This is a genomic window from Rhodoferax sp. BAB1, from assembly GCF_013334205.1.
Taxonomy (GTDB): Bacteria; Pseudomonadota; Gammaproteobacteria; order Burkholderiales; family Burkholderiaceae_C; genus Hylemonella.
The window spans coordinates 2,082,883-2,107,731 of record NZ_CP054424.1 but is presented as its reverse complement, the minus strand read 5'-3'; the positions used below and the strand labels follow the sequence as shown (position 1 = coordinate 2,107,731).

General features: G+C 66.1%; 22 protein-coding genes and 1 pseudogene. 8 read left to right on the top strand and 15 right to left on the bottom strand.

Annotated elements, in window-relative coordinates; genetic code table 11:
• Positions 1–64: 64 nt before the first annotated feature.
• The 14 genes and pseudogenes from dnaK to HTY51_RS10060 form a co-directional block, all read right to left on the bottom strand.
• Positions 65–1,999 (bottom strand): molecular chaperone DnaK, encoded by a 1,935-nt coding sequence (dnaK, locus tag HTY51_RS10125; RefSeq protein ID WP_174252623.1) that lies wholly within the window; start codon positions 1,997–1,999, stop codon positions 65–67.
• A 75-nt stretch (positions 2,000–2,074) separates the two neighbouring features.
• Positions 2,075–2,605 carry a nucleotide exchange factor GrpE gene (grpE, locus tag HTY51_RS10120; RefSeq protein WP_174252622.1) on the bottom strand — a complete coding sequence of 177 codons (531 nt, stop codon included), beginning with the start codon at positions 2,603–2,605 and terminating at the stop codon, positions 2,075–2,077.
• A gap of 109 nt (positions 2,606–2,714) precedes the next feature.
• Positions 2,715–3,073: pseudogene (locus tag HTY51_RS10115) on the bottom strand (FKBP-type peptidyl-prolyl cis-trans isomerase).
• A gap of 127 nt (positions 3,074–3,200) precedes the next feature.
• A complete protein-coding gene (locus tag HTY51_RS10110; RefSeq protein ID WP_174252621.1) occupies positions 3,201–3,512 on the bottom strand; it encodes a helix-turn-helix domain-containing protein in 312 nt (103 codons plus the stop codon).
• A gap of 199 nt (positions 3,513–3,711) precedes the next feature.
• On the bottom strand, positions 3,712–4,173 hold the full coding sequence (locus HTY51_RS10105) for a MarR family winged helix-turn-helix transcriptional regulator (RefSeq protein WP_174252620.1): 462 nt from the start codon (positions 4,171–4,173) through the stop codon (positions 3,712–3,714).
• Positions 4,174–4,178: 5 nt separating this feature from the next.
• Positions 4,179–5,873: an acyl-CoA dehydrogenase family protein gene (locus tag HTY51_RS10100; RefSeq protein WP_174252619.1), complete on the bottom strand. Its 1,695-nt coding sequence runs from the start codon at positions 5,871–5,873 to the stop codon at positions 4,179–4,181.
• Positions 5,874–5,878: 5 nt separating this feature from the next.
• Positions 5,879–7,600 carry a tannase/feruloyl esterase family alpha/beta hydrolase gene (locus HTY51_RS10095; RefSeq protein ID WP_371733771.1) on the bottom strand — a complete coding sequence of 574 codons (1,722 nt, stop codon included), beginning with the start codon at positions 7,598–7,600 and terminating at the stop codon, positions 5,879–5,881.
• A 50-nt stretch (positions 7,601–7,650) separates the two neighbouring features.
• Positions 7,651–8,385 carry an ABC transporter ATP-binding protein gene (locus tag HTY51_RS10090; RefSeq protein ID WP_174254234.1) on the bottom strand — a complete coding sequence of 245 codons (735 nt, stop codon included), beginning with the start codon at positions 8,383–8,385 and terminating at the stop codon, positions 7,651–7,653.
• An 11-nt stretch (positions 8,386–8,396) separates the two neighbouring features.
• Complete coding sequence (locus HTY51_RS10085; RefSeq protein WP_174252618.1) at positions 8,397–10,166, bottom strand: ATP-binding cassette domain-containing protein; 1,770 nt, start codon at positions 10,164–10,166, stop codon at positions 8,397–8,399.
• A 3-nt stretch (positions 10,167–10,169) separates the two neighbouring features.
• On the bottom strand, positions 10,170–11,210 hold the full coding sequence (locus tag HTY51_RS10080; RefSeq protein WP_174252617.1) for a branched-chain amino acid ABC transporter permease: 1,041 nt from the start codon (positions 11,208–11,210) through the stop codon (positions 10,170–10,172).
• Between the two features lie 109 nt (positions 11,211–11,319).
• On the bottom strand, positions 11,320–12,453 hold the full coding sequence (locus HTY51_RS10075) for an ABC transporter substrate-binding protein (protein ID WP_174252616.1): 1,134 nt from the start codon (positions 12,451–12,453) through the stop codon (positions 11,320–11,322).
• A 91-nt stretch (positions 12,454–12,544) separates the two neighbouring features.
• Complete coding sequence (locus tag HTY51_RS10070; RefSeq protein WP_174252615.1) at positions 12,545–13,309, bottom strand: SDR family NAD(P)-dependent oxidoreductase; 765 nt, start codon at positions 13,307–13,309, stop codon at positions 12,545–12,547.
• Positions 13,310–13,319: 10 nt separating this feature from the next.
• The gene (locus tag HTY51_RS10065; protein WP_174252614.1) at positions 13,320–15,185 is read right to left on the bottom strand and encodes a feruloyl-CoA synthase; all 1,866 of its coding nucleotides are present in this window, start codon (positions 15,183–15,185) and stop codon (positions 13,320–13,322) included.
• 25 nt (positions 15,186–15,210) lie between these two features.
• Positions 15,211–15,993, bottom strand: coding sequence for a crotonase/enoyl-CoA hydratase family protein (locus HTY51_RS10060; RefSeq protein WP_174252613.1), 783 nt, complete (start codon positions 15,991–15,993; stop codon positions 15,211–15,213).
• 102 nt (positions 15,994–16,095) lie between these two features.
• Here HTY51_RS10060 and HTY51_RS10055 point away from each other — a divergent pair, with 102 nt between their 5' ends.
• Positions 16,096–16,959 carry an amidohydrolase family protein gene (locus HTY51_RS10055; RefSeq protein WP_174252612.1) on the top strand — a complete coding sequence of 288 codons (864 nt, stop codon included), beginning with the start codon at positions 16,096–16,098 and terminating at the stop codon, positions 16,957–16,959.
• A gap of 77 nt (positions 16,960–17,036) precedes the next feature.
• Positions 17,037–17,318: a late competence development ComFB family protein gene (locus HTY51_RS10050; RefSeq protein ID WP_174252611.1), complete on the top strand. Its 282-nt coding sequence runs from the start codon at positions 17,037–17,039 to the stop codon at positions 17,316–17,318.
• A gap of 46 nt (positions 17,319–17,364) precedes the next feature.
• On the opposite strand, the gene HTY51_RS10045 is transcribed toward HTY51_RS10050, so the two are convergent.
• On the bottom strand, positions 17,365–18,492 hold the full coding sequence (locus HTY51_RS10045; RefSeq protein WP_174252610.1) for a 5-methyltetrahydropteroyltriglutamate--homocysteine S-methyltransferase: 1,128 nt from the start codon (positions 18,490–18,492) through the stop codon (positions 17,365–17,367).
• A gap of 193 nt (positions 18,493–18,685) precedes the next feature.
• Between HTY51_RS10045 and HTY51_RS10040 the strand changes: the two genes are divergently transcribed.
• From HTY51_RS10040 to HTY51_RS10015, 6 genes are all read left to right on the top strand, one after another.
• Positions 18,686–19,837 (top strand): ABC transporter substrate-binding protein, encoded by a 1,152-nt coding sequence (locus tag HTY51_RS10040; RefSeq protein ID WP_174252609.1) that lies wholly within the window; start codon positions 18,686–18,688, stop codon positions 19,835–19,837.
• Between the two features lie 194 nt (positions 19,838–20,031).
• On the top strand, positions 20,032–21,207 hold the full coding sequence (locus tag HTY51_RS10035; RefSeq protein ID WP_174252608.1) for an ABC transporter substrate-binding protein: 1,176 nt from the start codon (positions 20,032–20,034) through the stop codon (positions 21,205–21,207).
• Positions 21,208–21,546: 339 nt separating this feature from the next.
• Positions 21,547–22,422, top strand: coding sequence for a branched-chain amino acid ABC transporter permease (locus tag HTY51_RS10030; protein WP_174252607.1), 876 nt, complete (start codon positions 21,547–21,549; stop codon positions 22,420–22,422).
• The gene (locus tag HTY51_RS10025) at positions 22,419–23,381 is read left to right on the top strand and encodes a branched-chain amino acid ABC transporter permease (protein ID WP_174252606.1); all 963 of its coding nucleotides are present in this window, start codon (positions 22,419–22,421) and stop codon (positions 23,379–23,381) included. Before HTY51_RS10030 ends, HTY51_RS10025 begins: the two co-directional genes overlap by 4 nt.
• Positions 23,378–24,148, top strand: a complete 771-nt coding sequence (locus HTY51_RS10020) for an ABC transporter ATP-binding protein (protein ID WP_174252605.1) — start codon at positions 23,378–23,380, stop codon at positions 24,146–24,148. Before HTY51_RS10025 ends, HTY51_RS10020 begins: the two co-directional genes overlap by 4 nt.
• On the top strand, positions 24,141–24,845 hold the full coding sequence (locus HTY51_RS10015) for an ABC transporter ATP-binding protein (protein ID WP_174252604.1): 705 nt from the start codon (positions 24,141–24,143) through the stop codon (positions 24,843–24,845). The genes HTY51_RS10020 and HTY51_RS10015 overlap by 8 nt, the downstream gene beginning before the upstream one ends.
• Positions 24,846–24,849: the final 4 nt, after the last annotated feature.

Genomic DNA, 24,849 nt, shown 5'->3' with positions numbered 1-24,849 from the left:
CGTTGACCTTACCGCAGGGCAAGTGTCGAACGCGGCGAGTTGAGGCGGCGTTAGGCGTCCGAGATCAACCCTTCTTGACTTCCTTGACTTCGGCGTCCACCACATTGTCATCGGCGGCCGGCCGGCTGGTCTGCTGCTCGGCACCCGGGGCGGCACCGGCGGCGCCGGCCGCAGCCTGCTGCTCGGCGTAGAGCTTCTCGCCCAGCTTCTGGCTGGCCAGCATCAGGGCTTCGGTCTTGGCCTCGATATCAGCCTTGTCCTCGCCCTTGATGGCCTCTTCCAGTTCCTTGGCGGCAGCTTCGATCTTCTCCTTCTCGCCGGCATCGAGCTTGTCGCCGTGTTCGGCCAGGCTTTTGCGCACGCCGTGCACGGTGGCATCGGCCTGGTTGCGGGCCTGGACGATTTCGAGGCGCTTCTTGTCCTCGGCGGCGTTGAGCTCGGCGTCCTTCACCATCTTCTGGATTTCCTCCTCGGACAGACCCGAGTTGGCCTTGATGGTGATCTTGTTTTCCTTGCCCGTGGCCTTGTCCTTGGCGCCCACGTGCAGGATGCCGTTGGCGTCGATGTCGAAGGTCACCTCGATCTGCGGCAGGCCGCGCGGGGCCGGGGCAATGCCTTCCAGGTTGAACTCGCCCAGCGACTTGTTGCCGCTGGCCATCTCGCGCTCGCCCTGGTAGACCTTGATGGTCACGGCCGGCTGGTTGTCGTCGGCAGTGGAGAAGGTCTGCGCGAACTTGGTCGGGATGGTCGTGTTCTTGGCAATCATCTTGGTCATCACGCCGCCCAGGGTTTCGATGCCCAGGGAGAGCGGGGTGACGTCGAGCAGCAGCACGTCCTTGCGGTCACCCGAGAGCACCTGGCCCTGGATGGCGGCGCCGACGGCCACGGCCTCGTCCGGGTTCACGTCCTTGCGCGGCTCCTTGCCGAAGAATTCCTTGACCTTGTCCTGCACCTTGGGCATGCGGGTCATGCCGCCGACCAGGATCACGTCCTGGATGTCACCCACGGAAACGCCGGCATCCTTGATGGCGGTGCGGCAGGGAGCGATGGTGCGCTCGATCAGTTCCTCCACCAGACTTTCCAGCTTGGCGCGGGTCAGCTTGACGCTCAGGTGCTTGGGACCCGAGGCGTCGGCGGTGATGTAGGGCAGGTTGATGTCGGTGGCGGTCGAGCTGGACAGTTCGATCTTGGCCTTCTCGGCGGCTTCCTTCAGGCGCTGCAGGGCCAGCACGTCCTTGGTCAGGTCCACGCCCTGGTCCTTCTTGAACTCGCCGATGATGTAGTCGATGATGCGCTGGTCGAAGTCCTCGCCGCCCAGGAAGGTGTCGCCGTTGGTGGACAGCACCTCGAACTGCATCTCGCCGTCGACGTCGGCGATCTCGATGATGGAGATGTCGAAGGTACCGCCGCCCAGGTCGTACACGGCAATCTTGCGGTCACCCTTGCCGCCCTTGTCCAGGCCGAAGGCCAGGGCCGCGGCGGTGGGCTCGTTGATGATGCGCTTGACATCCAGGCCGGCAATGCGACCAGCGTCCTTGGTGGCCTGGCGCTGGGCGTCGTTGAAGTAGGCCGGCACGGTGATGACGGCTTCGGTCACGGGCTCGCCCAGGTAGTCCTCGGCAGTCTTCTTCATCTTGCGCAGGATGTCGGCGCTGACCTGCTGGGCCGAGATCTTCTTGCCGCGCACTTCGACCCAGGCGTCGCCGTTGTCGGCGGCCACGATGCTGTAGGGCATCAGGTCGATGTCCTTCTGCACTTCCTTCTCGGTGAACTTGCGGCCGATCAGGCGCTTGATCGCGTACAGCGTGTTCTTGGGGTTGGTGACGGCCTGGCGCTTGGCCGAGGCGCCGACCAGCACTTCACCGTCTTCCTGGTAGGCGACGATGGACGGGGTGGTGCGCGCGCCTTCCGCGTTCTCGATCACCTTGGTGGTGTTGCCTTCCATGATCGACACACAGCTGTTGGTGGTGCCGAGGTCGATGCCAATGATTTTGCCCATGTCTTACTCCTGAGATGCTTGGAAATTCGGATGCGCTGTACTTGTGGATAACTTCGCCGGTTTCAAGGCCAGTGCTTACTTGGGGGCGGTCACGGTCACCAGGGCCGGGCGCAGCACGCGCTCGGCGATGGTGTAGCCCTTTTGCAGCACGCTGACCACGGTATTGGCTTCCTGGTCGGCCGGCACCACGCTGATGGCCTGGTGCTGGTGCGGATCGAACCGGGTGCCCGGAGCCGGGTTGATGGCGATGACCTTGTTGCGCTCCAGTGCGGCCGTGAGCTGGCGCAGGGTGGCTTCGGCGCCTTCGCGGATCTGCTCGGGGCTGGCGTCCTTGATGGTCAGGCCGGCTTCCAGGCTGTCGGTCACCGGCAGCAGGCTGTCGGCAAAACTTTCCACGGCAAACTTGCGGGCCTTGCTGATGTCTTCCTCGGCGCGGCGGCGGGCGTTCTCGGCCTCGGCCTTGGCGCGCAGGAACTGGTCGGCCAGTTCGGCGCTTTTGGCCTTGAGTTCGGCCAGTTCGGCCTGGGTCTGGGCCAGCAGGTCGGCCAGAGGGGCGGTGCCGCCTTGCTCGTCGGCAGGGGCAGAGGTGGGTTGCGTGTCGGACATGCGTTTGAACGGAAGTGAAATGGGTGCCAGACGCCGAAATGGGGGCAGTGCCCGCCATTTCAAGGGCGACCTGGCGTCCGGGGGCGATGCCCGCCAGAGGCGGGGGGCTTCAGTCGGCCAGGGCCAGCAGCTCGACTTCGAACTTCAGGGTGGCGTTGGGGGGATCACGCCGCCGGCGCCACGGGCACCATAACCCAGGCTGGCGGGGATGATGAGGGTGCGGGTGCCGCCGATCTTCATGCCGGCCACGCCTTCGTCCCAGCCGCGGATCACCATGCCGGCGCCCAGGGAGAACTGGAAGGGGTCGTTGCGGTCCTTGCTGGAGTCGAACTTGGCGCCCTGCACGCCATTGGTGTAGAGCCAGCCGGTGTAGTGCACGGTCACGTCCTGGCCGCTTTTGGCTTCGGCGCCGGTGCCGGCAGCGGTGTCTTCGTACTGAAGGCCGGAGGGGGTGGTGGTCATGGCCATGGCGCTGTCCTTGTTGCTATTTATTTGATAGCTGACGGTGCCGGCCGCAGGCCCGCACGCCAGCAAGGCGAAGGGCGAATTATGCCAGTTGGGAACGATCCGGCCGCGCAGCCGCCGGTGCCGGGGCTCAGCGCGCTTTGCGGGCCTGGCTGGCCACCCATTTGCTGGCAAAGGCGGGCAGTTCACCCAGGCGGCGGGTCAGTTCGGTGCCGCTGCTGGTGAGCAGGTAGCCCTCACTGCCGTGGTTGAGCAGGCCGGCCTCGCGCAGTTCCTTGATGCGGGTGTTCAGGGTGTTGGGAGTGATACCGCCGACACTGTCCTGCAGCAGGCGGAAGGTCTGGGCATGGCCGTCGCGCAGGGCCCATAGCACGCGGATGGCGTAGCGCGACTCCAGCAGAGCCAGCAGCTGACCAATGGCGGCATTTTCCTTGTAGCTCATTCAACAGCACTCCTTGAAGCACCGGGTCCATGGCCCGGTGCACCCTCCCTGTGCCTGTCGCAGCCGGCAGACCGGCAAGCAGACGAGGCGAAGGCGGACTATATCGCAGAATCCGGACTGCTACAAGATTAATAGCTGATAGGGGCCCCCGTATCTACCCTGACGGCCGGTGCTCAGACGGCAAGTGTGAAAAATTGCGTCAAATGTAGATTTTTCTGAGCAGTTGCATGAGTTGCCTGCGCTCGACTGCACTCAACCTGGCCGTGGCGGCCTTCTCCAGTTCGGAGGCCGTGAGCTCGGCCTGCTTCATCAGCTTGTGGCCGGTCGCTGTCAGGTGCAAGCCCATGGCCCGGCCGTCGCTGGGATGCGGGCGGCGCGTGATGAGTTCGCGTTTTTCCAACTGGTTGATCATGCCCACCAGGTTGGGCGGCTGGATGCTCAGCGTCGTGCACAACTGGCGCGAGGTGACCCCCGGGTTGTGCGTGATCAGCGAGAGAACCGAGAAATCCGCGGGGCGCAGGCCGTAGTCCGCCATGTGGCGGAAGAAGGCGTCCATGATGACCAGCGTGGCGCGCCGCGCGTTGTAGCCGACCAGGCTTTCCAGGTAGCTGGTGTCGACCTGTTCGACGGCGGTATCGGGGGCGGCTGGACGGCTGGCCATGTGCTTCAGGCCGCCGCCGGCGTGGGCGCCGCGGTTTCGGTCTCGGCCAGTTGCTGCTCGATGATCTGCAGGTGCAAGGCGAAGGCCGGCAGCACCCAGGTGTGCAGTGCGCGCGCCGGGGCCTGCCAGTGCGGGGTTTCTGCGGCGATGCGCGTGCCGGCCCATTCCAGCAGGGTCAGGGCCACGGCTTGCAGGAAATCGTCGGCCACCCAGTAGGGCAGGTCGTTGCGATAACTGGCGGCCAGGGCCAGGCGCGCGGCCAGCTGGCGCAGCTGCGCGAAGCGCTGTGTCAGGCCCGCCGGCAGCGGGCCGTCGGCGGCGAGTTCGTCGAACAGCGTGCCTAGGGCCGCGCCGCCGTCGGGCAGCACCTTGCGCAGCAGCAGGTCGATGGCCTGGATCTCGTTGGTTCCTTCGTAGATCATGGTGATGCGCGCGTCACGCACGATCTGCTCGATACCCCATTCACGCACATAACCGTGGCCACCGAAGACCTGCAGGCACTCGCTCGCACCCAGGAAACCCTGGCGTGTCCAGGCGGCCTTGAGCACGGGGGTGACCAGGCTGCACCAACGCTGTGCGGCCTCGCGTCGTGTCGCGTCGGGGTGGTGCTTGATGACGTCGAGCTCGATGGCCGTGCGGTAGGCCAGCAGGCGCCCACCGTCCACCCAGGCACGCTGGGTGCTCAGGATGCGCTGGATGGCCGGATGCGCCTGGATCAGGCTGGTCTCGCTGGCACCGGGCGCCCGCATCTGGCGCCGTTCGGCCGCATAGGCGCTGGCCTTCTGCCAGGCGGCTTCCAGCAGGGCGATGCCCTGCAGGCCCACGTGCAGGCGGGCCGCGTTCATCATGACGAACATGGCGTTCAGGCCGCGGTGGGGTTCGCCCACCAGCCAGCCCATGGTGTCCTCGAAGCGCAGCACGCAGGTGGGGCTGCCGTGCAGGCCCATCTTTTCCTCGATGCGTTCGCAGAACACGCCGTTGCGACGGCCATCCGGCAGCAGCTTGGGTGCGAGAAAGAGGGACAGGCCTTTGGGCCCGGGCGGTGCATCGGGCAGGCGCGCCAGCACGAAATGCACGATGTTGTCGCTCAGGTCGTGTTCGCCGCCGGAGATGAAGATCTTGCCGCCACTCACACGGTAGCTGCCGTCGGCCTGCGGCAGGGCCTTGGTGCGCACCAGGCCCAGGTCGCTGCCGGCCTGTGGCTCGGTCAGGCACATGGTGGCCAGCCACTCGCCAGTGGCGATCTTCTGCAGGTAACGCGCTTTCAGTTCCTCGCTGCCGTGGTGCCTGAGGCATTCGTAGGCGCCGTGCAGCAGGCCCGGTGCCATGGTCCAGCCATGGTTGGCCGCGCTCAGCATCTCGTAGAGCACGGCTTCCAGCACGGCCGGCAGGCCCTGGCCACCGTCTTCGGGCGCGTTGGCCAGGGCGGGCCAACCCGCCTGCCAGAAGGCCTGGTAGGCCGCGCGAAAGCCCGGCGGCATGGTGACCTGGCCGGCTTCGAAGCGCGCACCGACCTCGTCACCCACGCGCTGCAGCGGTGCGATCTCGCTGGCAACGAACTTGCCGGCTTCCTCCAGCACCTGCTGCATCAGCGCCGCGTCCACCTCGGCAAAGGCGGGCAGGGCCTGCAGCTGCTGCGGAGCGTCGAGTACACCGAACAGCAGGCGGCCGATCTCGTCGAGGCGGGGCTGGTAGTCCATGGGTGTTACTGGCAGCTGAAGTTGCGGGCGTCTTCGGTCGAGCCCTGGCCGCGGTAGCGGGCCACCGTGGGATAGGCGCAGAGCGGACGGCTGCGATCGGCGGCCCAGTCCGCAGGCAGTTCGGTGTTGGCACCGCCGGGGTTGCCGGCGCCGCGCGCACGGGCCGTGACGGCCTGCGGTGCCACACCTTCCTCGACCCAGCGCACCAGCGGGCTCAGCAGGTCGAACTGGTCGGCCGCCGGGCCGCCGCTGCAATGGTTCATGCCGGGCACGGGGAAATAACGCGCGAAGTCGGCCGCGCGCCCGCCCTGGCTGGTGTCCAGGCGCTCGACCCACTGCCGTGTGTCTTCGGCCGAGAAGATGGCGTCGCTCACACCGTGGTACAGCACGATCCTGGCACCGCGTGCACGCAGGGCGCGCAGCTTGTCGGGACGCTCGTGGCCGGGTGGTGACATCAGCGCCAGGCCGGACTCGCGGTAGGTCTCATTGCTGGCGGCGATGGCCGGGAGCAGCGCGTCGATGTTGGCCGTCAGGGGGCTGGTCGGCATGGGCGGTGCCGTGAACACGGTGCTGATGGCCAGCGGATCCAGCGCCACGGCGTTGACGAACTTCCACTGCGCCCAGTTGCTGCCGGCGATGCCGGGATCGTAGGGGAAGGCGCTGTAGATGGTCTGGCCATTCGTGGTCTTGCCGCCGGCATGGACCTGGGCCAGCACGGTCTTTTGCGCCGGGGACAGGCAGCTGCCATCACGCACGCCGCTGCAGGCGGGCACGTCGCGCGCCACATCGAAGACGGCCTGGCAGGCCTGGGTGGCCTGCACCATGCCGTCGGACAGGCCGTCCAGCGCGTCGCAACGCTGCAGGATGGCGCGGGCCACGGTCTGGCGCTCCTGGGCCGTGAAGGCGCTGCCCAGGTCAGGAATGCTGGCGCTCGGGTTCATGGGGTGTTTGACGGTGGCACCCGGTGTGGCCAGCGGGCTCCAGCGTTGCGCGCCCCAGAGCTGGGCCAGCGCGGCATTGGGTAGACGGTAACCCGGCGCGCCGATGAGGTAGCCGTCGTATTGATCACCCAGGCGCGAGGCGGCCACCATGGCATGGCGCCCGCCGTTGGAGCAGCCACCGATGTAGGAGCGGTCCGGCCCTTTGCCGTAGGCGCTGCGGATCAGGTCCTTGGCCATGGGTGTGAGCTTGGCCACGGCCTGGTAGCCGTAGTCCAGCCGGGCCTGGGGCTCCAGCCCGAAGACCGTGGTCTGCGCGCCGCTGTGGCCGGCGTCCGAACTGATGACGGCAAAACCCTGAAACAACGCACCCGTGAGCGGGCCGCCGCCCAGCGCGCCTTCGGCCGGGCGCACCGCGCCGTCCAGGCCGCCGTTGCCCTGGTAGTAGAAGCGGCCGTTCCAGACCTCGGGCAGGCGCATCTCGAAGCCGATGGCGTAGTCACGGCCGTCGCTGCCCTTGCGCTGGTGCATGCTGCCCTTGACCAGGCAATGCGTCGCCACCGGGCTGCCGCCCTGCTTCAGCGTGCCGGCAGGCACCGGTGTGGCGGCGTCGATGCGGGTCTGTGCGTAGCTGAAGCTGTCCTTGAGCGCTGCACAGCTCTGCAGCGCGGCACCGGTGGCCGCGGGCAGCGCCGACGTGCGCGAGCCGGGTGCCTCGGGGGCGGTGCTGCAGGCCGACAGCCATGCTGCAGACAGTGCAAGGAGGTAAGCCGGGTGCATGCGTTTCATGGTTTCTCCAGAGGGACGTCTTCGGACAGCGGAGGGAACGGTTCCCGGGCTCAGCCCTTGTGCTTGGCGGCGCCCAGGTAGGTGTCGATCACGCGCGGGTCCTGGGCCAGCTGGGCGGCCGGGCCCTGCAGCGCGATCTCGCCCATTTCCAGCACATAACCGTGGTCGGCCACGGCCAGGGCGGCGCGCGCGTTCTGCTCCACCAGCACGATGGTCACGCCGGTCTGGCGCAGGGTCTCGATGATGGCGAAGATCTCGCGCACGATCAGCGGCGCCAGGCCCAGGCTGGGTTCGTCGAGCATGAGCAGCTTCGGGCCGGACATCAGCGAACGGCCCACGGCCAGCATCTGCCGCTCGCCACCTGACAGCGTGCCAGCCAGCTGGCTGCGGCGCTCCTGCAGGCGCGGGAACAGGGTGTAGACCTCGTCAAGCTTGTCGCGCCAGCGGGCATTGCCCAGGCGTTTCTGGCGGAAGCCGCCGAGGATCAGGTTGTCCTCGACTGGCATGCTGGAGAAGAGCTCGCGTTTTTCCGGCACCAGCGAGATGCCGCACATCACGCGCTCTTCCAGCGTCAGGCGGCCGATGTCCTGGCCGTCGAAGCTGACCTGGCCCTGGCCGGGCAGGATGCCCATCAGGGAGTTGAGCAGGGTGGACTTGCCGGCGCCGTTGGGGCCGATCACGGTGATCACACTGCCCTTGTCGGCCTGCAGGCTCAGGCCGTGCAGCACTTCGGCTCGGCCGTAGCCGGAACGCAGGTCCTGCACCTGCAGCAGGGGGGTCTTCATATTGGTCATGCTCAGTGCTCCGTGCCCAGGTAGGCGGCACGCACCTTGGGGTCCTGCTGGATCTGCGCCGGCGGGCCCTGGGTCAGCAGGGTGCCGAACTCCATCACGACCAGGTGGTCGCAGACCTCCATCACCAGGTCCATGTCGTGTTCCACCAGCAGGATGCTCATGCCTTCGCCCTGCAACTGGCGCAGCACGGCGATCAGGTCCTGTTTTTCCTTGTGGCGCAGGCCGGCGGCGGGCTCGTCGAGCAGCAGCAGGGTGGGGTCGCTGCACAGGGCGCGGGCGATCTCCATCAGGCGCTGCAGGCCCATGGCCAGGTTGCCGGCCTGTTCGTGCAGGTAGGCGCCCATGCCGATGCGCTCCAGCTGGCGCTGTGCTTCGCGGTAGAGCTGGCGCTCTTCGTCGCGGTTCAGGCGTGTCATGGCACTCACCACGCCCTTGCGGCCACGCAGGTGGGCGCCCAGCGCCACGTTCTCCAGCACGGTCATGTCCGGAATCATCTTCACGTGCTGGAAGGTGCGGCCCATGCCACGGCGCGCGATCTCGCGCGAGGGCAGGCCGTCGAGCTGTTCGCCGGCAAACACCACATGGCCGCGCGTCATGCCCAGCACGCCGGTGATCAGGTTGAAGGTGGTGGACTTGCCGGCGCCGTTGGGGCCGATCAGGCCGACGATCTGGCCGGCGCGGATCTGGAAGCTGATGTCGTTGACGGCCACCAGGCCGCCGAACTCCTTGCGGATGGCCTGCACGTCCAGCAGCAGCTCGCCGGTGGCGGGCTTGGCGCGTTCCGGCAGGGGCGCGGCATCGCTCCAGTCGTTCCTGCGCTGGCGCCGCGGCAGCTTCTTCTCGACCATGGACCACAGGCCGTCGGGCAGGTACTTCAGCACCAGCACCAGGGCGATGCCGAAGACGATGATCTCGTAGCTGCCGCTGGTGCCGATCAGGCGCGGCAGCAGGACCTGCAGCTGGTCGTCCAGCACCTTGATCAGGCCGGCGCCCACCAGCGCACCCCAGACGTGGCCGACGCCGCCGACCACGGCCATGAACAGGTACTCGATGCCCATCTTCAGGCCGAAAGCCGCCGGGCTGACCGAGCGCTGGAAGTGCGCGAACAGCCAGCCCGCCAGCGCGGCCAGCAGGGCGGCGAGCACGAAGATGGTGACCTTGTAGCGGAAGGTGTTGACGCCCATGGCCTCGGCCATCTGCGCGCCGTTTTTCAGGGCCCGGATGGCGCGGCCGGCGCGCGAGTCCAGCAGATTGAGCACGGCCACGGCCGCCAGCAGCACGATGGCCCAGAGCAGCACGAAGAAACTGCGGCCCTCGCCGAAATCGAAACCGGCCAGCCCCAGGGTCTTGATCCCGGTGATGCCGTCGTATTTGCCCAGCGCCTCGAGGTTGCCCATCAGGTAGTAGAGCGACAGGCCCCAGGCGATGGTGGCCAGGGGCAGGTAATGGCCCGACATGCGCAGCGTGATCAGTGCCAGCAGCAGCGCGCAGCCGGCCGTCAGCGCCAGGCCGATGGGCAGGGTCAGCCAGGGTGCGACGCCCAGCTGCACGGTCAGCACGGCCGTGGTGTAGGCGCCGATGCCGACAAAGGCTGCCTGGCCGAAGGAGGTCAGGCCGCCCACGCCAGTGAGCAGCACCAGGCCCAGGCAGGTCAGGCTGTAGATGCCGATGGTGTTGAGCTGGGTGAACCAGAAGTCCGGCAGCGGCAGCACGGTCAGCAGGGGGATGGCGATGGCAAAGGCCAGCAGGCCCAGGGTACGAGGCGACTTCATATCTCAGTGGTCCTCGTCGGAGTGGCCGCTGGTGAGCGAGCGCACCAGCAGGACGGGCAGGATGACGGTGAACACGATGACTTCCTTGAAGGCGCTGGCCCAGAAGGAGCCGAAGGATTCGATGACACCCACGAACATGGCGCCTACCAGTGCGCCCGGGTAGCTCGACAGGCCGGCCACGACGGCGGCCACGAAACCCTTGAGGCCGATGATGAAACCCGAGTCGTAGAAGATGGTGGTGGTGGGGCCGATCAGCAGGCCCGAGAGCGCACCGATCAGCGCCGCCATGGTGAAGCTCAACTGGCCGGCCGCGTGGCTGGAGATGCCCATCAGGCGCGCGCCCAGGCGGTTGACGGCCGTGGCGCGCAGCGCCTTGCCGAACAGCGAGCGCTCGAAGAACAGCCACAGCAGCACGATGAGTGCCAGCGAGGCGACGCCGATGATGATGGTCTGGCCCGACAGCATGACCGGGCCCAGGTTGAGGCGCAGGTCCCAGAAGGCCGGGTTGCGGAAACCCTCGGCACCGAAGAACAGCAGGCCCAGGCCGGTGAGGGCGAAGTGCACACCCACCGAGACGATCAGCAGCACCAGCGGCGTGGCCGATTCCAGCGACTGATAGGCCACGCGGTAGACCAGCGGACCGAAGGCGGTGACCACGGCCACCGACAGCAGGGCCTGCACCAGCAGGTGGAACTGCTGCGGCGCGGCCCACAGGGTCACCAGCGCAACGAGCACGGGCACGATCAGGGTCTTGAGCGCCGGTTTGAGGGCGGCGAGCAGGTCGCCGTGGTGGCGCCAGCGGGTGTAAAACTCCATGAGCGCAGCCATGCCGGCCAGCAACAGCAGCAGCCAGACCGTGCCGGGCACCTGGCCGGTCTGCAGGATGGCCAGGGTCAGGGCGCCGTAGGCAACGAACTCGCCTTGCGGGATGAAGATGACGCGCGTGACGGCGAACACCAGCACGGTGGCGATGCCCAGCAGCGCATAGATGGCGCCGTTGGTCAGGCCGTCGAGCAGCAGAATGCTCGCAATAGTCGAATCCATGGGCGGGGGTCCGGACGGTGAAAAAAAGAAGAAGAGGGGGCCGGTGCAGGCACAGCGCCTGCACCGGAGCCGTCACGCCCGCAGGGGCGTGACGGGAGCAGGCGGACGCTTATTGAACGACGACGAACTTGCCGTCCTTGACCTGCAGCAGCACGGCGGTTTCGTTGGTGTAGCCCCAGTGGTCGGTAGCGCTCCAGTTCATCACGCCGTGCGAGAACACGGTGCGGCCCATGGTTTCCATGGCGTCACGCAGCGCGGCGCGGAACTCGGCCGTGCCCGGCTTGGCCTTCTTCAGCGCCATCGGCACGATCTTCTGCAGCACGATGGCCGCGTCGTAGGAGTGGGCGGCAAACTGGTTGCGGCTGCCCGGGCCGTAGGCCTTCTCGTAGTTGGTGACGAAATCCACCGCGGCTTTCTTGGACGGGTGGTTGTCGGGCAACTGCTCGGCGACCACGGCCGGGCCGGAGGACACGTAACCGCCTTCGACGTCCTTGCCGCCGATGCGCATCAGGTCCGGCGTGGCGGCGGCGTGGGTCTGGTAGATCTTGCCCTTGTAGCCGCGCTCGACCAGGCCCTTGTGCGGCATGGCCGCGCCCGAGCCGGAGGCCACCACCAGGATGGCGTCCGGATTGGCCGAGGTCAGCTTGAGGGCCTGCGGGGTGACGCTGGTGTCGGTGCGCGCGAAGCGTTCGACGGCCACCTGCTTGATGCCGGCCTTCTCCAGCGCGGGTGTCATGGCCTTGAGCCAGATCTCGCCATAGGCGTCGGCATAACCGAGGAAGCCCACGGACTTGATGCCGGTCTTTTTCATGTGCTCGACGATGGGGTAGGCGATCACGTCGGCGCCCTGCGGCAGGCGGAACAGCCAGCGCTCCTGATCGGGCGGTCCGCCCACGGGAGAGACGGCGAGCTGCACGGTCTTGGCTTCGGCGGCCAGCGGAATCATAGCGGCCGACACCGGCGTGATGGACGAGCCGATGATCATGTCGACCTTGTCCTCGGTGATGAAACGGCGTGCGTTGTTCGCGCCCTTGCCCGGGTCCGAGGCGTCGTCGAGGATGATCAGGTTGACCTTCTCGCCGGCGATGGTCTTCGGGAACAGCTTGAACTGGTTGTTCACCGGGATGCCCAGGCCGGAGCCGGGGCCGGTCAGCGAGAGGCTGACGCCGATGTTGATGTCGGCCAGGGCAGTGCCGCAGGCCAGTGCGACCAGGGTGGCCAGCAGGGTAGAGCGTAGTTTCATGGTTGTCTCCTCTTTGGGGTTGAAAAACAGGTGGTAGGCAGTATCGAAGCTGGGTGGGCGGCTGTCTGCTTGGGGTTTACGCCAAGTTGCCTCAACGCGGCGCCATGCGCAGCGCGCCGTCCAGGCGGATCACCTCACCGTTGAGGTGGCCGTTGGTGACGATGTGGCAGGCCAGCTGGGCGAACTCTTCGGGGTGGCCCAGTCGTTTGGGAAAGGGGATGGAGGCGGCCAGGGTGGTCTGCACCTCCTCGGGCAGCTCTTTCATGAGGGGCGTGGCGAACAGGCCGGGCGCCACGGTGCAGACGCGGATGCCGTGCTGGGCCAGGTCGCGCGCCATGGGCAGGGTCATGCCGACCAGGCCGCCCTTGGAGGCGCTGTAGGCCTGCTGGCCGACCTGGCCGTCGAAGGCCGCGACCGAAGCGGTGAACATCATGACGCCTCGTTCGCCGTCATCCAGCGGTGCCAGCTTGACGCACTCCGCGGCAAACAGGCGGCTGATGTTGTAGCTGCCGATCAGGTTGACGCTGATCACGCGCGTGAAATCTTCCAGCGGCGCGGGTTTGCCATCCTTGCCGACGATGCGTTTGGCCGAGCCTATGCCGGCAATGTTCATGAGGATGCGTGCGGGGCCATGGGCAGCGGCAGCCTTGGCCAGTGCAGCCTGGACGCTGTCGGTGCTGGTGATGTCGCAGGCGCAGGCGACGCCGCCGATCTCCGCTGCCACCTTCTCGGCCAGCGCGGCGTTCACGTCGAGCACCGCGACTTTGGCGCCCAGGCGTGCCAGTTCACGCGCCGTGGCTTCACCGAGACCCGAGGCGCCGCCGGTGACCAATGCTGCTTGTCCTTCTATCTTCATACGGTCTTTCTCAGGCTTGTGGCAGGAGGATGCCGGGCGCACTGCCGTCGTGCAGAGCCTGCACCAGGGCGTCGCGGTGCTTGAGCACGGCGCGCTGGTTGATCGAGCCCTTGTCGGTGACCTCGCCCTTGTCGATGGACGGCGGCTGGTCCAGCAGCAGGGCGCGTGCGATGCGGTTGGCGCTGCCGGTGGCCTGGCGCGCCAGTTCATCGAGGACGGCCTGCATGCGCTGGCGCACCGGCGCGCTGGCCAGCACCTCGGACCAGGGGGCATCCGCCGGCAGGCCGCTGACCGCACGGCAGGCCGGTGAGGGGAAGATCAGCGCGCCGACTTCCTTCATGTTCAGGCCGGTGAGCACCGCATCCTGCACATAGGGCGCGCCGGTGACGATGAGCTTGGCGCGCATGGGGCCGACGCTGACGAAAGTGCCCGTGGAAAGCTTGAAGTCCTCGGCAATGCGGCCGTCGAACTTCAGGCCGCGATGGATGTCGTGCGGGTCGATCCACTGCACCGCGTCGCCGGTGCACAGATAACCTTCCTCGTCGAAGGCCTCGCGGGTGGCCTGCTCGGAGCGCCAGTAGCCCGGGGTGACGTTGGGGCCCTTGTAGCGCACCTCGGTCTTACCATCGACGTCGACCAGCTTGAGGGTCATGCCAGGCACGGGGGTGCCGATGTCACCGGCTTTCACATTGGGGCTGTTGGTGAACATGGCCGAGGGTGCCGACTCGGTCATGCCCAGGCCGGTGCTCATGACAATGCGCTCGCCCACTTCGGCCTCGGCGGTGGCGTGCAGGCTGTCCCACACGGGCTGGGCCAGGCCGGCGCCCGAGTAGAAGAACAGGCGCACCCGCGACAGCAGCTTGCGGCGCAGCTCGGTGTCGGTCTTCATGGCCAGCGCGATCATCTCGAAACCCGTGGGCACGTTGAAGTAGAGCGTGGGGGCGATCTCGCGCAGGTTGCGCAGGGTCTCGCCAATCAGGGCGGCGGTGGGCTTGCCGTCGTCGATGTAAAGCGTGCCGCCGTGCATCAGCGTCAGGCCCACGTTGTGGTTGCCGCCGAAGGTGTGGTTCCAGGGTAGCCAGTCCACGAAGACGGGCGGGGCTTCGGCGATCACCGGCATCGACAGCGTGATCTGCTGCAGGTTGGCGCACCACATGCGGTGGGTGTTAATCACCGGCTTGGGCATCTTGGTCGAGCCCGAGGTGAAGAGGAACTTGGCGATGGTGTCCGGGCGCACGGCGTGCATGGCGGCGTCCACGGCGGGTGTGGCCGTGGTGTGGCGCAAGGTGTCGAAAGGTGTGCTGCTGCGGCCTTCGATCTTGCCCTGGGCCAGCACCACTTCGACATCGCTGCCCACGGTGGCGGTGATGGCGCGGCCATAGCGCGCACCGTCGGCTGCAAACACCAGGCCTGGGGTCAATGTGCTCAGCACGTGCTTGAGCTTGTCATAGTCCTGGCTGATCGTGGCGTAGGCCGGCGAGACCGGGCAGTAGGGCACGCCGGCATAGATGCAGCCCAGCGACATGAGGGCATGTTCCAGCGTGTTCTCGCTCAGGATCACCACGGGACGTTCGGCCGAGAGCTTGCGGTCCAGCAGGGCTTGGCCGATGCGGCGCGCCGCGTCCAGCGCCTGGGCATAGCTGATGTGCTGCCACTCGCCGGTGCGGCCTTCGCTGAGTTGCTCGCGGCGGGCCATGAAGCTGCGCCCGGGCTCGGCTTCGGCCCAGTGCACCAGGAAGTCGCTCAGGCGGCGGGCATAGGCGCCCAGCGGCAGTTCGGCCTGCAGGTAACGCGTGCCGGGGGCGCCCTCGCGCACCGAAACGCGGGTCACGCCAAAGGGGACAGGGCGGTAGCGCGGGGTGTTGTTTGTGCTCATGGGTCGTTTCGTCTGCGCAGAGAGGTCAGCCCTTGCTGACCTTGGCGGCCTTGCCGTCGAGGAAGGCGCGCACGCGTTGTTTGGCTTCCGGGGCGCTCTGGGCGATGGCGGCCATCATGGCTTCGGTGAAGAAGCCCTGGTCGGCCGGCTGCTCGGCGATGCGCGGCAGGGCATGGATCAGGGCGTAGTTGGTCAGCGGGGCGTTTTGCGCCACGCGCACGGCCAGTTCAAAGGCCTTGTCGAAGGCCGTGCCCTGCGGCACCAGGTACTGCGCCATGCCGATCTTTTCGCCGTCCTGTGCGTTGTAGACACGGCCGGTCAGCATCATGTCGGCCATGCGCGAGGCGCCGATCAGGCGCGGGATGCGTACCGCACCGCCGCCGCCCACGAAGATGCCGCGCGAGCCCTCGGGCAGGGCGTAGAAGGTGGATTCGTCGGCCACGCGGATATGGCAGGCGCTGGCCAGCTCCAGCCCGCCGCCGACCACGGCGCCGTGCAGCGCGGCGATCACCGGCACCGGGCCGTACTGTACGCGCTCCAGTGCGGCGTGCCACATGCGCGAGTGGTACAGGCCCTGGCCGGCGTCGCGCTCTTTCAGCTCGCTCAGGTCCAGGCCGGCGCAGAAGTGCTCGCCTTCGCCATCGATGACGGCCGCGCGCACGCCTTCAGGCATGTTCTCAAACAGCTCGCGCAGGGCCAGAATGAGGCCGTCGTTGAGCGCGTTGCGCTTGGCCGGGCGTGTCAGGCGGATGACGGCAACTTCCTGCTGCTCGCCGCGGCGCTCGAAATGGATGGAGGGCTTGCTCATATTGCGTTTCTTTCTGGAATCGATTATGGTTATGAAATATAACCAGTTCAAGCAAGCGTTACACGCTTTTCATCGGTATTTACCCTAGGTCAGGAGACCGCCATGGACCACAAGAACCTCGTCGCCATCGACGTCCACACGCACGCCGAAGTGAGTTGCTGGAATCCCTTCGACAACTATGGCGAGGAATACGACCGCGCCGCCGACAAGTATTTCCGTTCCAACCGGCGCCCCACCATTGCCGAGACCATTGCCTACTACCGCGAGCGCAAGATCGGCCTGGTGATGTTCACGGTGGACAGCGAATCGCAACTGGGCCGCCGGCGCATCCCCAACGAGGAGATCGCCGAGGCTGCCAAGGCCAACAGCGACATGATGATGGCCTTTGCCAGTATCGACCCGCACAAGGGCAAGATGGGTGCGCGCGAGGCGCGCCGCCTGATCGAGGAGCACGGTATCAAGGGTTTCAAGTTCCACCCCACGGTGCAGGGCTACCACCCCTACGACAGGATGGCCTGGCCCATCTACGAGGTGATTGCCGAGCACAAGCTGCCGGCCATCTTCCACACCGGCCACAGCGGTATCGGCAGCGGCATGCGCTGCGGTGGCGGTCTGCGCCTGGAGTACAGCAACCCCATGCACCTGGACGATGTGGCGATCAGCTTCCCCGACATGCAGATCGTCATGGCCCACCCCAGCTTCCCCTGGCAGGACGAGGCGCTGAGCGTGGCCACGCACAAGCCCAATGTCTGGATCGACCTGTCGGGCTGGAGCCCCAAGTATTTCCCCAAGCAGCTGGTGCAGTACGCCAACACCCTGCTGAAAGACCGCATCCTCTTCGGCTCGGACTATCCGCTGATCACGCCCGAGCGCTGGATGAAAGACTTCGAGGAGGCCGGCTTCAAGCCGGAGGTGATGCCCGGCATCCTCAAGGGCAATGCGGTGCGCCTGCTGGGCCTTTCATAAAGAGGAAGGCCGGGCGTGCGGCCTTGTCAGGCCGCACGGGAACTGCTAAGGTCACCGGCAGTTCCCTGGAGACTTTCATGATCAGCAATTTCGAGCAGGTCCACAACTACTACGAACGCCTGGTGTTCGAGGAAGTGCTGCGCCGTGCCCCGCGCTGGGCCACCATGACGCCCGACATGCTGGCCGACGTGGCCTGCGTGGCCCTGAACCGCCTGCCCGCACGTTATGTGCGGCATGACGTGGACCTGATGTTCTACCTGACCGAGCACGAGCGCCATGCCATCGAACTCTCGCTCGAGGCAGCGCTGGACTTCGCCTACAACTTCGTCAAGGACCGCTCGGCCAAGGGCGGCGCATAAAAAAAGGCGGCCCCTTGGCCGCCCTTGTCCCGACACCGGTCTGGTGTCAGGCGCTGCCCCAGACCTCCTGGGCCGTTTCCACCACCAGGCGCAGCTTGGCGCGCTGGTCTTCCACCGCGATGTCATTGCCGTGCACCGTGCTGGAGAAGCCGCACTGCGGTGACAGGCAGAGCTGGTCCATCGCAACGTACTTGGCGGCCTCGTCGATGCGGCGCTTGAGCTCGTCCTTGGTTTCCAGCTTGCCGAACTTGGTGGTCACCAGGCCCAGCACCACGATCTTGCCCGGCGCGAGATAGCGCAGGGGGCGGAAGTCGCCGCTGCGTTCGTCGTCGTATTCCAGGAAATAGGCGTCCAGGTTCATTTCCTTGAGCAGGGCCTCGGCCACTGGCTCGTAATTGCCGGCGGCAGCGTGCGTGCTCTTGAAATTGCCGCGGCACAGGTGCATGGCCAGGGTCATGCCGGCGGGTTTCTGCGCCACCACCTTGTTGATGAACTTGGCGTAGCGGTGCGGCAGTTCGTTGGGGTCGTCACCGCGCTGGCGGGCAGCCTCGCGCATCTTGTCGTCGCACAGGTAGGCCAGGTTGGTGTCGTCCATCTGCACGTAGGTACAGCCGGCCGCGGCCAGCGAGTGCAGTTCATCGCCGTAGGCCTTGGCCACGTCGTCGTAGAACGCGGGTTCCAGCTCAGGGTAGTGCTCCTTGCTGATGCCGGCGCGGCCGCCACGGAAGTGCAGCATGGTGGGCGAGGGGATGGTGACCTTGGCCACGGAACCGCGGCCCGGGGCGATCTGGCTCTTGAGGTATTCGAAGTCGGCGCGCTGGATGTCCTTGAGATGGCGCACCTTGTCGATCACACGCATCACGGGCGGGGCCAGTTCCTTGACGCCATCGGGTCGGAGCACGGCGACCGGGATGTCGGTCTTGACGCCGCCGAGCTGCTCCAGGAAGTCAATGTGGAAATAGGTGCGACGGAACTCGCCGTCGGTGATGCTCTGCAGGCCGACGTCCTCCTGGAACTTCACGATCTCGGTGATGGCCTTGTCCTCGACCTTGCGCAACTGCTCGGCCGTGATCTCCCCCTTGGCTTTCTGCTCGCGCGCTTCCAGCAGGTACTTGGGGCGCAGGAAACTGCCGACGTGATCGGCGCGAAACGGGGGCGTGGTGCGTAGCGTCATGGGGTTCTCCTCGGTTGTTTATGGCTTGTGTGAGAATGCCGGCCGGTCATTCAGGATACGGATTATTGACCAGTTGTCAGACGAGTGAAGTGAAATTGCGTCACAAATTCACGACGTTTTTCCGTCAAACTTCCAGGTGGCCGGAAAATTGCTTTATCTTGGCCGGGTTCGGATGCGACAAAAAGGAAGACAAATGATGCGACTACACAAAGCGGCAGCCAGGCGTGCTGCCGTCCTGCTGTTGGGCTTCACGGCGCTGCTGGGCGGCCTGTCGGGGGCCTGGGCCCAGGACATCGTGATCGGCCAGATCGGTCCTTTCTCGGGCCTGCCGGCGCCCGATGCACCGCAACTCAACCAGGGTGCCAAGGCCTACTTTGCCCAGCTCAACAAGGCCGGCGGCATCAACGGGCGCAAGGTCGCCTTCTTCGAACTCGACGATACCTACAAGCCTGACGGTTTCGTGGCCGCGTTCGAGCAGGCCATGCAGCGCAAGCCGGTGGCGCTGATCTCTCCGGTCGGTTCGGCCTCGCTGCAGCGCATGTTCGCCGACAAGCTGCTCGACAAGCATGATGTCGTCATCATGAACGCCGTGCCGGGCGCGGAGCCCTTCCGCAGTCCCGGTCACCCGCGCCTGTTCCACGTGCGGGCCGGCGACAAGCAGCAGATCGAGAAGATCGTGAACCACGCCCGCACCCTGGGCATCGTCAAGCTGGCCGTCCTGCACCAGGACATCCCGATGGGAACGGGGGGCGTCAAGGTGGTGGCCGACGAGGCGGCCCGCCTCACGGGCATGGAGATCAAAGGCTACCAGTCCGTCTTCAAGCCGGAAGAGCAGGCCAAGGCGGCCGAGGAGGTCTTCAAATACAACCCCCAGGGTGTCATCGTGATCGGTGCGCCGCCCTTTTCCGCAGGCGGCGTGGCGGCCTTGCGCAAGGCCGGGGTCACGCAATCCGTCTTCATCCTGGCCGATACGGCGCCTGGCATGCTGGCCCGGGTGGCGGGCGTCGACCTGGCGCGCGGTGTCGGCATTTCCCAGATCTATCCCAACCCCAATGGCCGGACCAAGACCCTGGTGCGCGAGTTCCAGCTGGCCATGCAGGCGGCCTATCCGGACGTGAAGAGTTACGCGGCCTTCCATATGGAGGGTTATCTCTCGGCGCGCATCCTGGGCGAGGGCTTGAAGCGCGTCAAGGGCGAGATCACTTCGGCGGCGCTGGCCAAGAGCCTGCACGCCATGGGCGAGCTCGACTTCGACGGCTACCGCATCGATTTCTCCAAGGGCAATACGGGCAGCCGTTTTGTCGATATCGCCGTGATGGACCACGAAGGCCGGCTGCGTTATTAAGCTGTGCCGGGGGCCTGCACACGCGTGCATGCCTGTCGCCGAGATATTTCAAACTGTTATATCTATCAGTCTGAAATTTGACTTGCGCATGATCTGATTTGAGGCGAAAGTAGTGCACCTTCACGGGCATGGGTCGTGCCTGCGCGCAGCCGGACCGGGTGCGTGAAGTGACAACACCTATTAAGGAGTCTTTCATGAAAAAACGTGTGTTTCTGAGCGCATCCGTGCTGGCCATGGCAGCGGTTTCGTCCTCGGCCGTGCTGGCCCAGGACAACACCTTCAAGATCGGCCTGATCCTGCCCATGACCGGTCAGCAGGCTTCCACCGGCCGCCAGATCGAAGCGGCAGCCAAGCTCTACATGGCCCAGCATGGCGACACCGTCGGCGGCAAGAAGGTCCAGCTGATCGTCAAGGACGACACCAGCGTGCCCGACGTGACCAAGCGTCTGGCCCAGGAACTGGTGGTCAACGACAAGGTTAACGTGCTGGCCGGCTTCGGCATCACGCCCTCGGCCTTTGCCACCGCGCCCATCGCCACCCAGTCCAAGACCCCCATGGTGGTGATGGCCGCCGGTACGTCCAGCATCACCCAGTCCTCGCCCTACATCGTGCGCACCAGCTTCACGCTGGCACAGTCTTCGGTGGCCATGGCCGACTGGGCGGTTGCCAAGGGCGGCATCAAGAAGGTCGTGACCCTGGTCAGCGACTACGGCCCCGGCCACGATGCCGAGAAGTTCTTCAAGGACCGCTACCTCTTCAACGGTGGTACCGTCGTGGACACCCTGCGCGTGCCCATGCGCAACCCCGACTTCGCCCCTTTCCTGCAGAAGGTGCGTGACGCCAAGCCCGATGGCCTCTTCGTCTTCGTGCCCTCGGGCGCCGGTGCGGCCGTCATGAAGCAGTTCCTGGAGCGCGGCATGGACAAGGCCGGCATCAAGCTGATCGGCCCGGGCGACATCACCGATGACGACCAGCTCAACGACATGGGCGACGGCGCCCTGGGTGTGGTCACCTCGCACTTCTATTCGGCCCACCACCCCTCGGCCACCAACAAGAAGTTTGTCGAAGCCTTCAAGAAGGCCAACAAGGGCATGCGCCCGAACTTCATGGCCGTCGGCGGTTATGACGGCATGCGCGTGATCTACGAAGCGCTCAAGGCCACCAAGGGCCAGGGCGGCGGCGATGCCCTGCTGGCGGCCATGAAGGGCCAGGTCTGGGAAAGCCCGCGCGGCCCCATGTTCATCGACGCGCAGACCCGTGACGTCGTGCACAACATCTACCTGCGCAAGGTGGAGAAGGTGGGCGGCGAACTGCACAACGTGGAATTTGACGTGATCAAGGACGTCAAGGACCCGGGCAAGACCAAGTGATGCCCAGCCCGTGGACGCCTCCGGTCAGGGGGTGTCCATGGGTTTTTTTTTGTCCTGACCTGACGAAGGTCTGTTCACACTATTTTTGCAAGATGCGTTGCGGATCAAAAAGGCCATGCGCTAGGCGCGAAACGCCGCCGGAGTCTTCCTCCGGCAAGGCTTCGCAACGCCGCGCATGGCCTTTTTGGCCGCAACCCGAAGGGAACGGGGTGAAAACAGCGCCACTCGTTGTTGCACTCCTTGCCCAGACGGTTAGTCTGGGCGTCGTCGTGCGCCTAGATTGGCGCTGTTTTCACCACATTCGCACTTGTAAAAATAGTGTGAGCAGACCTTACATTCATGCTGACGATTCTGTTTGACGGCATTGCCTACGGCATGCTGCTGTTTATCCTGGCGGTCGGCCTGTCCGTGACCATGGGTCTGATGAACTTCATCAACCTGGCCCACGGCGCCTTCGCCATGGTGGGAGGCTACGCCACCGTGCTGCTGATGCAGCGCTATGACGTGCCCTTCCTCGTGTGTCTGCCGGTGGCCTTCGTGGGCGTGGCCCTGCTGGGCGCCGTGCTGGAGCGCACGCTCTACCGCCCCATGTACAGCCGGCCGCACCTGGACCAGGTGCTGTTCTCCATCGGGCTGACCTTCATGGCCGTGGCGTCCATGGACTTCTTCATGACCTCCAGCCAGCAGATCATCCATCTGCCCGAGTGGCTCAAGGGGCGCACCGAGATTGGTGAGGGCTCCTGGATGCTGGGCATGGGGCACTACCGTCTTTTCATCATCGCCATCTGTGCGGCGCTGACCATCGGCCTGCAGTACATCCTGGCGAAAACCCGTTTCGGCAGCCGCCTGCGCGCCTCGGTCGATGACCAGCGCGTGGCCGCCGGCCTGGGCATCAACGTCAACATCGTGTTCCTGCTGACCTTCGCAGTCGGTTCCGGCCTGGCCGGCCTGGGTGGCGCACTGGGCGCCGAGGTGCTGGGCATGGACCCGACCTTCCCGCTGAAGAACATGATCTATTTCCTGATCGTCGTGGCGGTCGGCGGCACGTCCTCCATCACCGGACCGCTGCTGGCAGCCCTGCTGCTGGGCATTGCCGACGTGGCCGGCAAGTACTACATTCCGCGCTTCGGCGCCTTCATCGTCTACTTCCTGATGATCGTCATCCTGATCTGGCGCCCGCAGGGCCTGTTCGTGCGCAAGGGGGGCAAGGCATGAAAAACGCAATGCAGTCCCTGTTTGACCTGCAGCGCTGGAAGCCATGGGAGCCCGTCCTGTGGCTGCTGGCCCTGGCCTCGCCCTGGCTCTTGTCCACCCATGCCCTCATCATCAATGAGATCGCCATCGTCGCGCTGTTCGCTGTTTCCCTGGACCTGATCCTGGGCTACGCGGGCATCGTGTCGCTCGGCCATGCGGCCTTCTTCGGCATGGGCGCCTACGCTGCGGCCCTCTTCGCCAAGCTGGTCATGCCCGACCCGCTGGTGGGCCTGCTCTTCGCCATCGCCGTGTCCACCCTGCTGGGCGCCGTGTGCTCGCTGACCATCATGCGTGGCACCGACCTCACGCGCCTCATGGTGACCATGGGCGTGGCCATGATCCTGATGGAGCTGGCCAACAAGCTGGACATCACCGGCGGCGCCGATGGCCTGCAAGGCGTGATCATGGGCCCGCTGCTCGGCCGCTTCGAATTCGACCTCCAGGGCCAGACGGCTGCCTGGTATTCCATCAGCGTGCTGCTGCTGCTGTTCGTGCTGGCACGCCGGCTGGTGCACTCGCCGCTGGGCGGCACACTCAAGGCCCTGCGTGACAATCGTTTGCGCGCCATGGCCATCGGCATTCCGGTGACCTCGCGCCTGGCCGTGATCTATACCATCGCCGCCGGCGTGGCCGGCGCGGCCGGTGGCCTGATGGCGCAGACCACGAGTTTTGCCTCGGTGGACCTGTTTGCTTTCGACCGCTCGGCCGACCTCATGCTGCTGGTGGTCATTGGCGGCACCGGCTGGCTGTATGGCGGCGTGGCCGGCGCCATCGTGTTCAAGGTCATGCAGGACTGGATCTCTTCCATCACCCCGCAGTACTGGACCTTCTGGATCGGCCTCTTCCTGGTGGTACTGATGCTGGTCGGTCGGGACCGCCTGATCCGTCCCCAAACCTGGTTCGGGGGCAAGAAATCATGAGTTCTCCTGAAATCGTTCTCTCCGCGCAGAACCTGGTCAAGCGCTTCGGCGGCATCACCGCCACCGGCAACGTCAGCCTGGACTTGCACAAGGGCGCGCGCCATGCGCTGATCGGCCCCAACGGCGCCGGCAAGACCACGCTGATCAACCTGCTGACCGGCGTGCTCGAGCCCACCGAAGGTCGCATCCTGCTCGAAGGGCAGGACATCACCGATCTGGCACCGCACCAGCGCGTGCGCCGCGGCATGGTGCGCACCTTCCAGATCAACCAGCTCTTCGACACGCTCACGCCGCTGGAGACGCTGGCACTGACCGTCTCGCAGCACAGCGGCCTGGGCACGCGCTGGTGGCAGCCTCTGGGCAAGCGCCCGCAGGTGGTGGAGCGTTGCGAGCAGCTGCTTGAGCAGTTCCACCTGACCGAGGTGATGAACCAGAAGACCAATGTGCTGGCCTACGGCAAGCGCCGCCTGCTGGAAATCGCCATCGCCCTGGCCTGCGAGCCGCGCGTGCTGCTGCTCGACGAGCCGGTGGCCGGCGTGCCCGCCGGCGAGCGCGAGGAACTGCTGCAGACCGTGGCAGCCCTGCCGGCCGATGTGTCGGTGCTCCTGATCGAACATGACATGGACCTCGTTTTCAGTTTTGCCAAGCGCATGACCGTGCTGGTCAACGGCACCGTGCTCACCGAGGGCGACCCCGACACCATTGCCAACGACCCGCAGGTCAAGGCCGTGTACCTGGGCCACGGCGAGGAGATGGCCCATGGCTGAACTGCTCAAGGTTGAACAACTGAGCGCGGGCTACGGCGAAGCCGTGGTGCTGCACGACGTTTCCGTCGCGCTGCCCCAGGGCCAGACCCTGGCGCTGCTGGGCCGCAACGGCACCGGCAAGACTACCTTCATGAACACCCTGGCCGGCGCCACGCGCCAGCACGGCGGCAGCATCACCTTCGACGGCGTGGCCCTGCACAAGGTGCCGCTGCACCTGCGCGCCAAGGCCGGCATCGGCTGGGTGCCGCAGGAACGCAATATCTTCAAGTCGCTCACGGTGGACGAGAACCTCACCGCCGTGGCCCGCCCCGGCCCGTGGACGCCGGCGCGCGCCTACGAGATGTTCCCGCGCCTGGCCGAACGCAAGACTAACCTGGGCACCCAGCTCTCGGGCGGCGAGCAGCAGATGCTGGCCGTGGCCCGTGCCCTGGTGCTCAATCCCAAGCTGCTGCTGCTGGACGAGCCGCTCGAAGGCCTGGCCCCCATCATCGTGCAGGAACTGCTGCGCGCCATCCGCCGCATCACCCGCGAGGAGGGCCTCTCGGCCATCATCGTGGAGCAGCATCCGCAGGCCATCCTGGCCATCTCGGACGTGGCGGCCGTGCTGGACCGCGGCACCGTGGTGCACTCGGGCACGGCGCAATCGCTGCTGGACCAGCCCGAGTTGCTCGATCGTCTGCTGGGCGTGGCGCGCTGACCAC

Bases quoted from the DNA above. Each gene is read 5' to 3' on its own strand.
- dnaK (WP_174252623.1), bottom strand. From the start codon at position 1,999: ATGGGCAAAATCATTGGCATCGACCTCGGCACCACCAACAGCTGTGTG.
- grpE (WP_174252622.1), bottom strand. From the start codon at position 2,605: ATGTCCGACACGCAACCCACCTCTGCCCCTGCCGACGAGCAAGGCGGC.
- HTY51_RS10110 (WP_174252621.1), bottom strand. From the start codon at position 3,512: ATGAGCTACAAGGAAAATGCCGCCATTGGTCAGCTGCTGGCTCTGCTG.
- HTY51_RS10105 (WP_174252620.1), bottom strand. From the start codon at position 4,173: ATGGCCAGCCGTCCAGCCGCCCCCGATACCGCCGTCGAACAGGTCGAC.
- HTY51_RS10100 (WP_174252619.1), bottom strand. From the start codon at position 5,873: ATGGACTACCAGCCCCGCCTCGACGAGATCGGCCGCCTGCTGTTCGGT.
- HTY51_RS10095 (WP_371733771.1), bottom strand. From the start codon at position 7,600: ATGAAACGCATGCACCCGGCTTACCTCCTTGCACTGTCTGCAGCATGG.
- HTY51_RS10090 (WP_174254234.1), bottom strand. From the start codon at position 8,385: ATGAAGACCCCCCTGCTGCAGGTGCAGGACCTGCGTTCCGGCTACGGC.
- HTY51_RS10085 (WP_174252618.1), bottom strand. From the start codon at position 10,166: ATGAAGTCGCCTCGTACCCTGGGCCTGCTGGCCTTTGCCATCGCCATC.
- HTY51_RS10080 (WP_174252617.1), bottom strand. From the start codon at position 11,210: ATGGATTCGACTATTGCGAGCATTCTGCTGCTCGACGGCCTGACCAAC.
- HTY51_RS10075 (WP_174252616.1), bottom strand. From the start codon at position 12,453: ATGAAACTACGCTCTACCCTGCTGGCCACCCTGGTCGCACTGGCCTGC.
- HTY51_RS10070 (WP_174252615.1), bottom strand. From the start codon at position 13,309: ATGAAGATAGAAGGACAAGCAGCATTGGTCACCGGCGGCGCCTCGGGT.
- HTY51_RS10065 (WP_174252614.1), bottom strand. From the start codon at position 15,185: ATGAGCACAAACAACACCCCGCGCTACCGCCCTGTCCCCTTTGGCGTG.
- HTY51_RS10060 (WP_174252613.1), bottom strand. From the start codon at position 15,993: ATGAGCAAGCCCTCCATCCATTTCGAGCGCCGCGGCGAGCAGCAGGAA.
- HTY51_RS10055 (WP_174252612.1), top strand. From the start codon at position 16,096: ATGGACCACAAGAACCTCGTCGCCATCGACGTCCACACGCACGCCGAA.
- HTY51_RS10050 (WP_174252611.1), top strand. From the start codon at position 17,037: ATGATCAGCAATTTCGAGCAGGTCCACAACTACTACGAACGCCTGGTG.
- HTY51_RS10045 (WP_174252610.1), bottom strand. From the start codon at position 18,492: ATGACGCTACGCACCACGCCCCCGTTTCGCGCCGATCACGTCGGCAGT.
- HTY51_RS10040 (WP_174252609.1), top strand. From the start codon at position 18,686: ATGATGCGACTACACAAAGCGGCAGCCAGGCGTGCTGCCGTCCTGCTG.
- HTY51_RS10035 (WP_174252608.1), top strand. From the start codon at position 20,032: ATGAAAAAACGTGTGTTTCTGAGCGCATCCGTGCTGGCCATGGCAGCG.
- HTY51_RS10030 (WP_174252607.1), top strand. From the start codon at position 21,547: ATGCTGACGATTCTGTTTGACGGCATTGCCTACGGCATGCTGCTGTTT.
- HTY51_RS10025 (WP_174252606.1), top strand. From the start codon at position 22,419: ATGAAAAACGCAATGCAGTCCCTGTTTGACCTGCAGCGCTGGAAGCCA.
- HTY51_RS10020 (WP_174252605.1), top strand. From the start codon at position 23,378: ATGAGTTCTCCTGAAATCGTTCTCTCCGCGCAGAACCTGGTCAAGCGC.
- HTY51_RS10015 (WP_174252604.1), top strand. From the start codon at position 24,141: ATGGCTGAACTGCTCAAGGTTGAACAACTGAGCGCGGGCTACGGCGAA.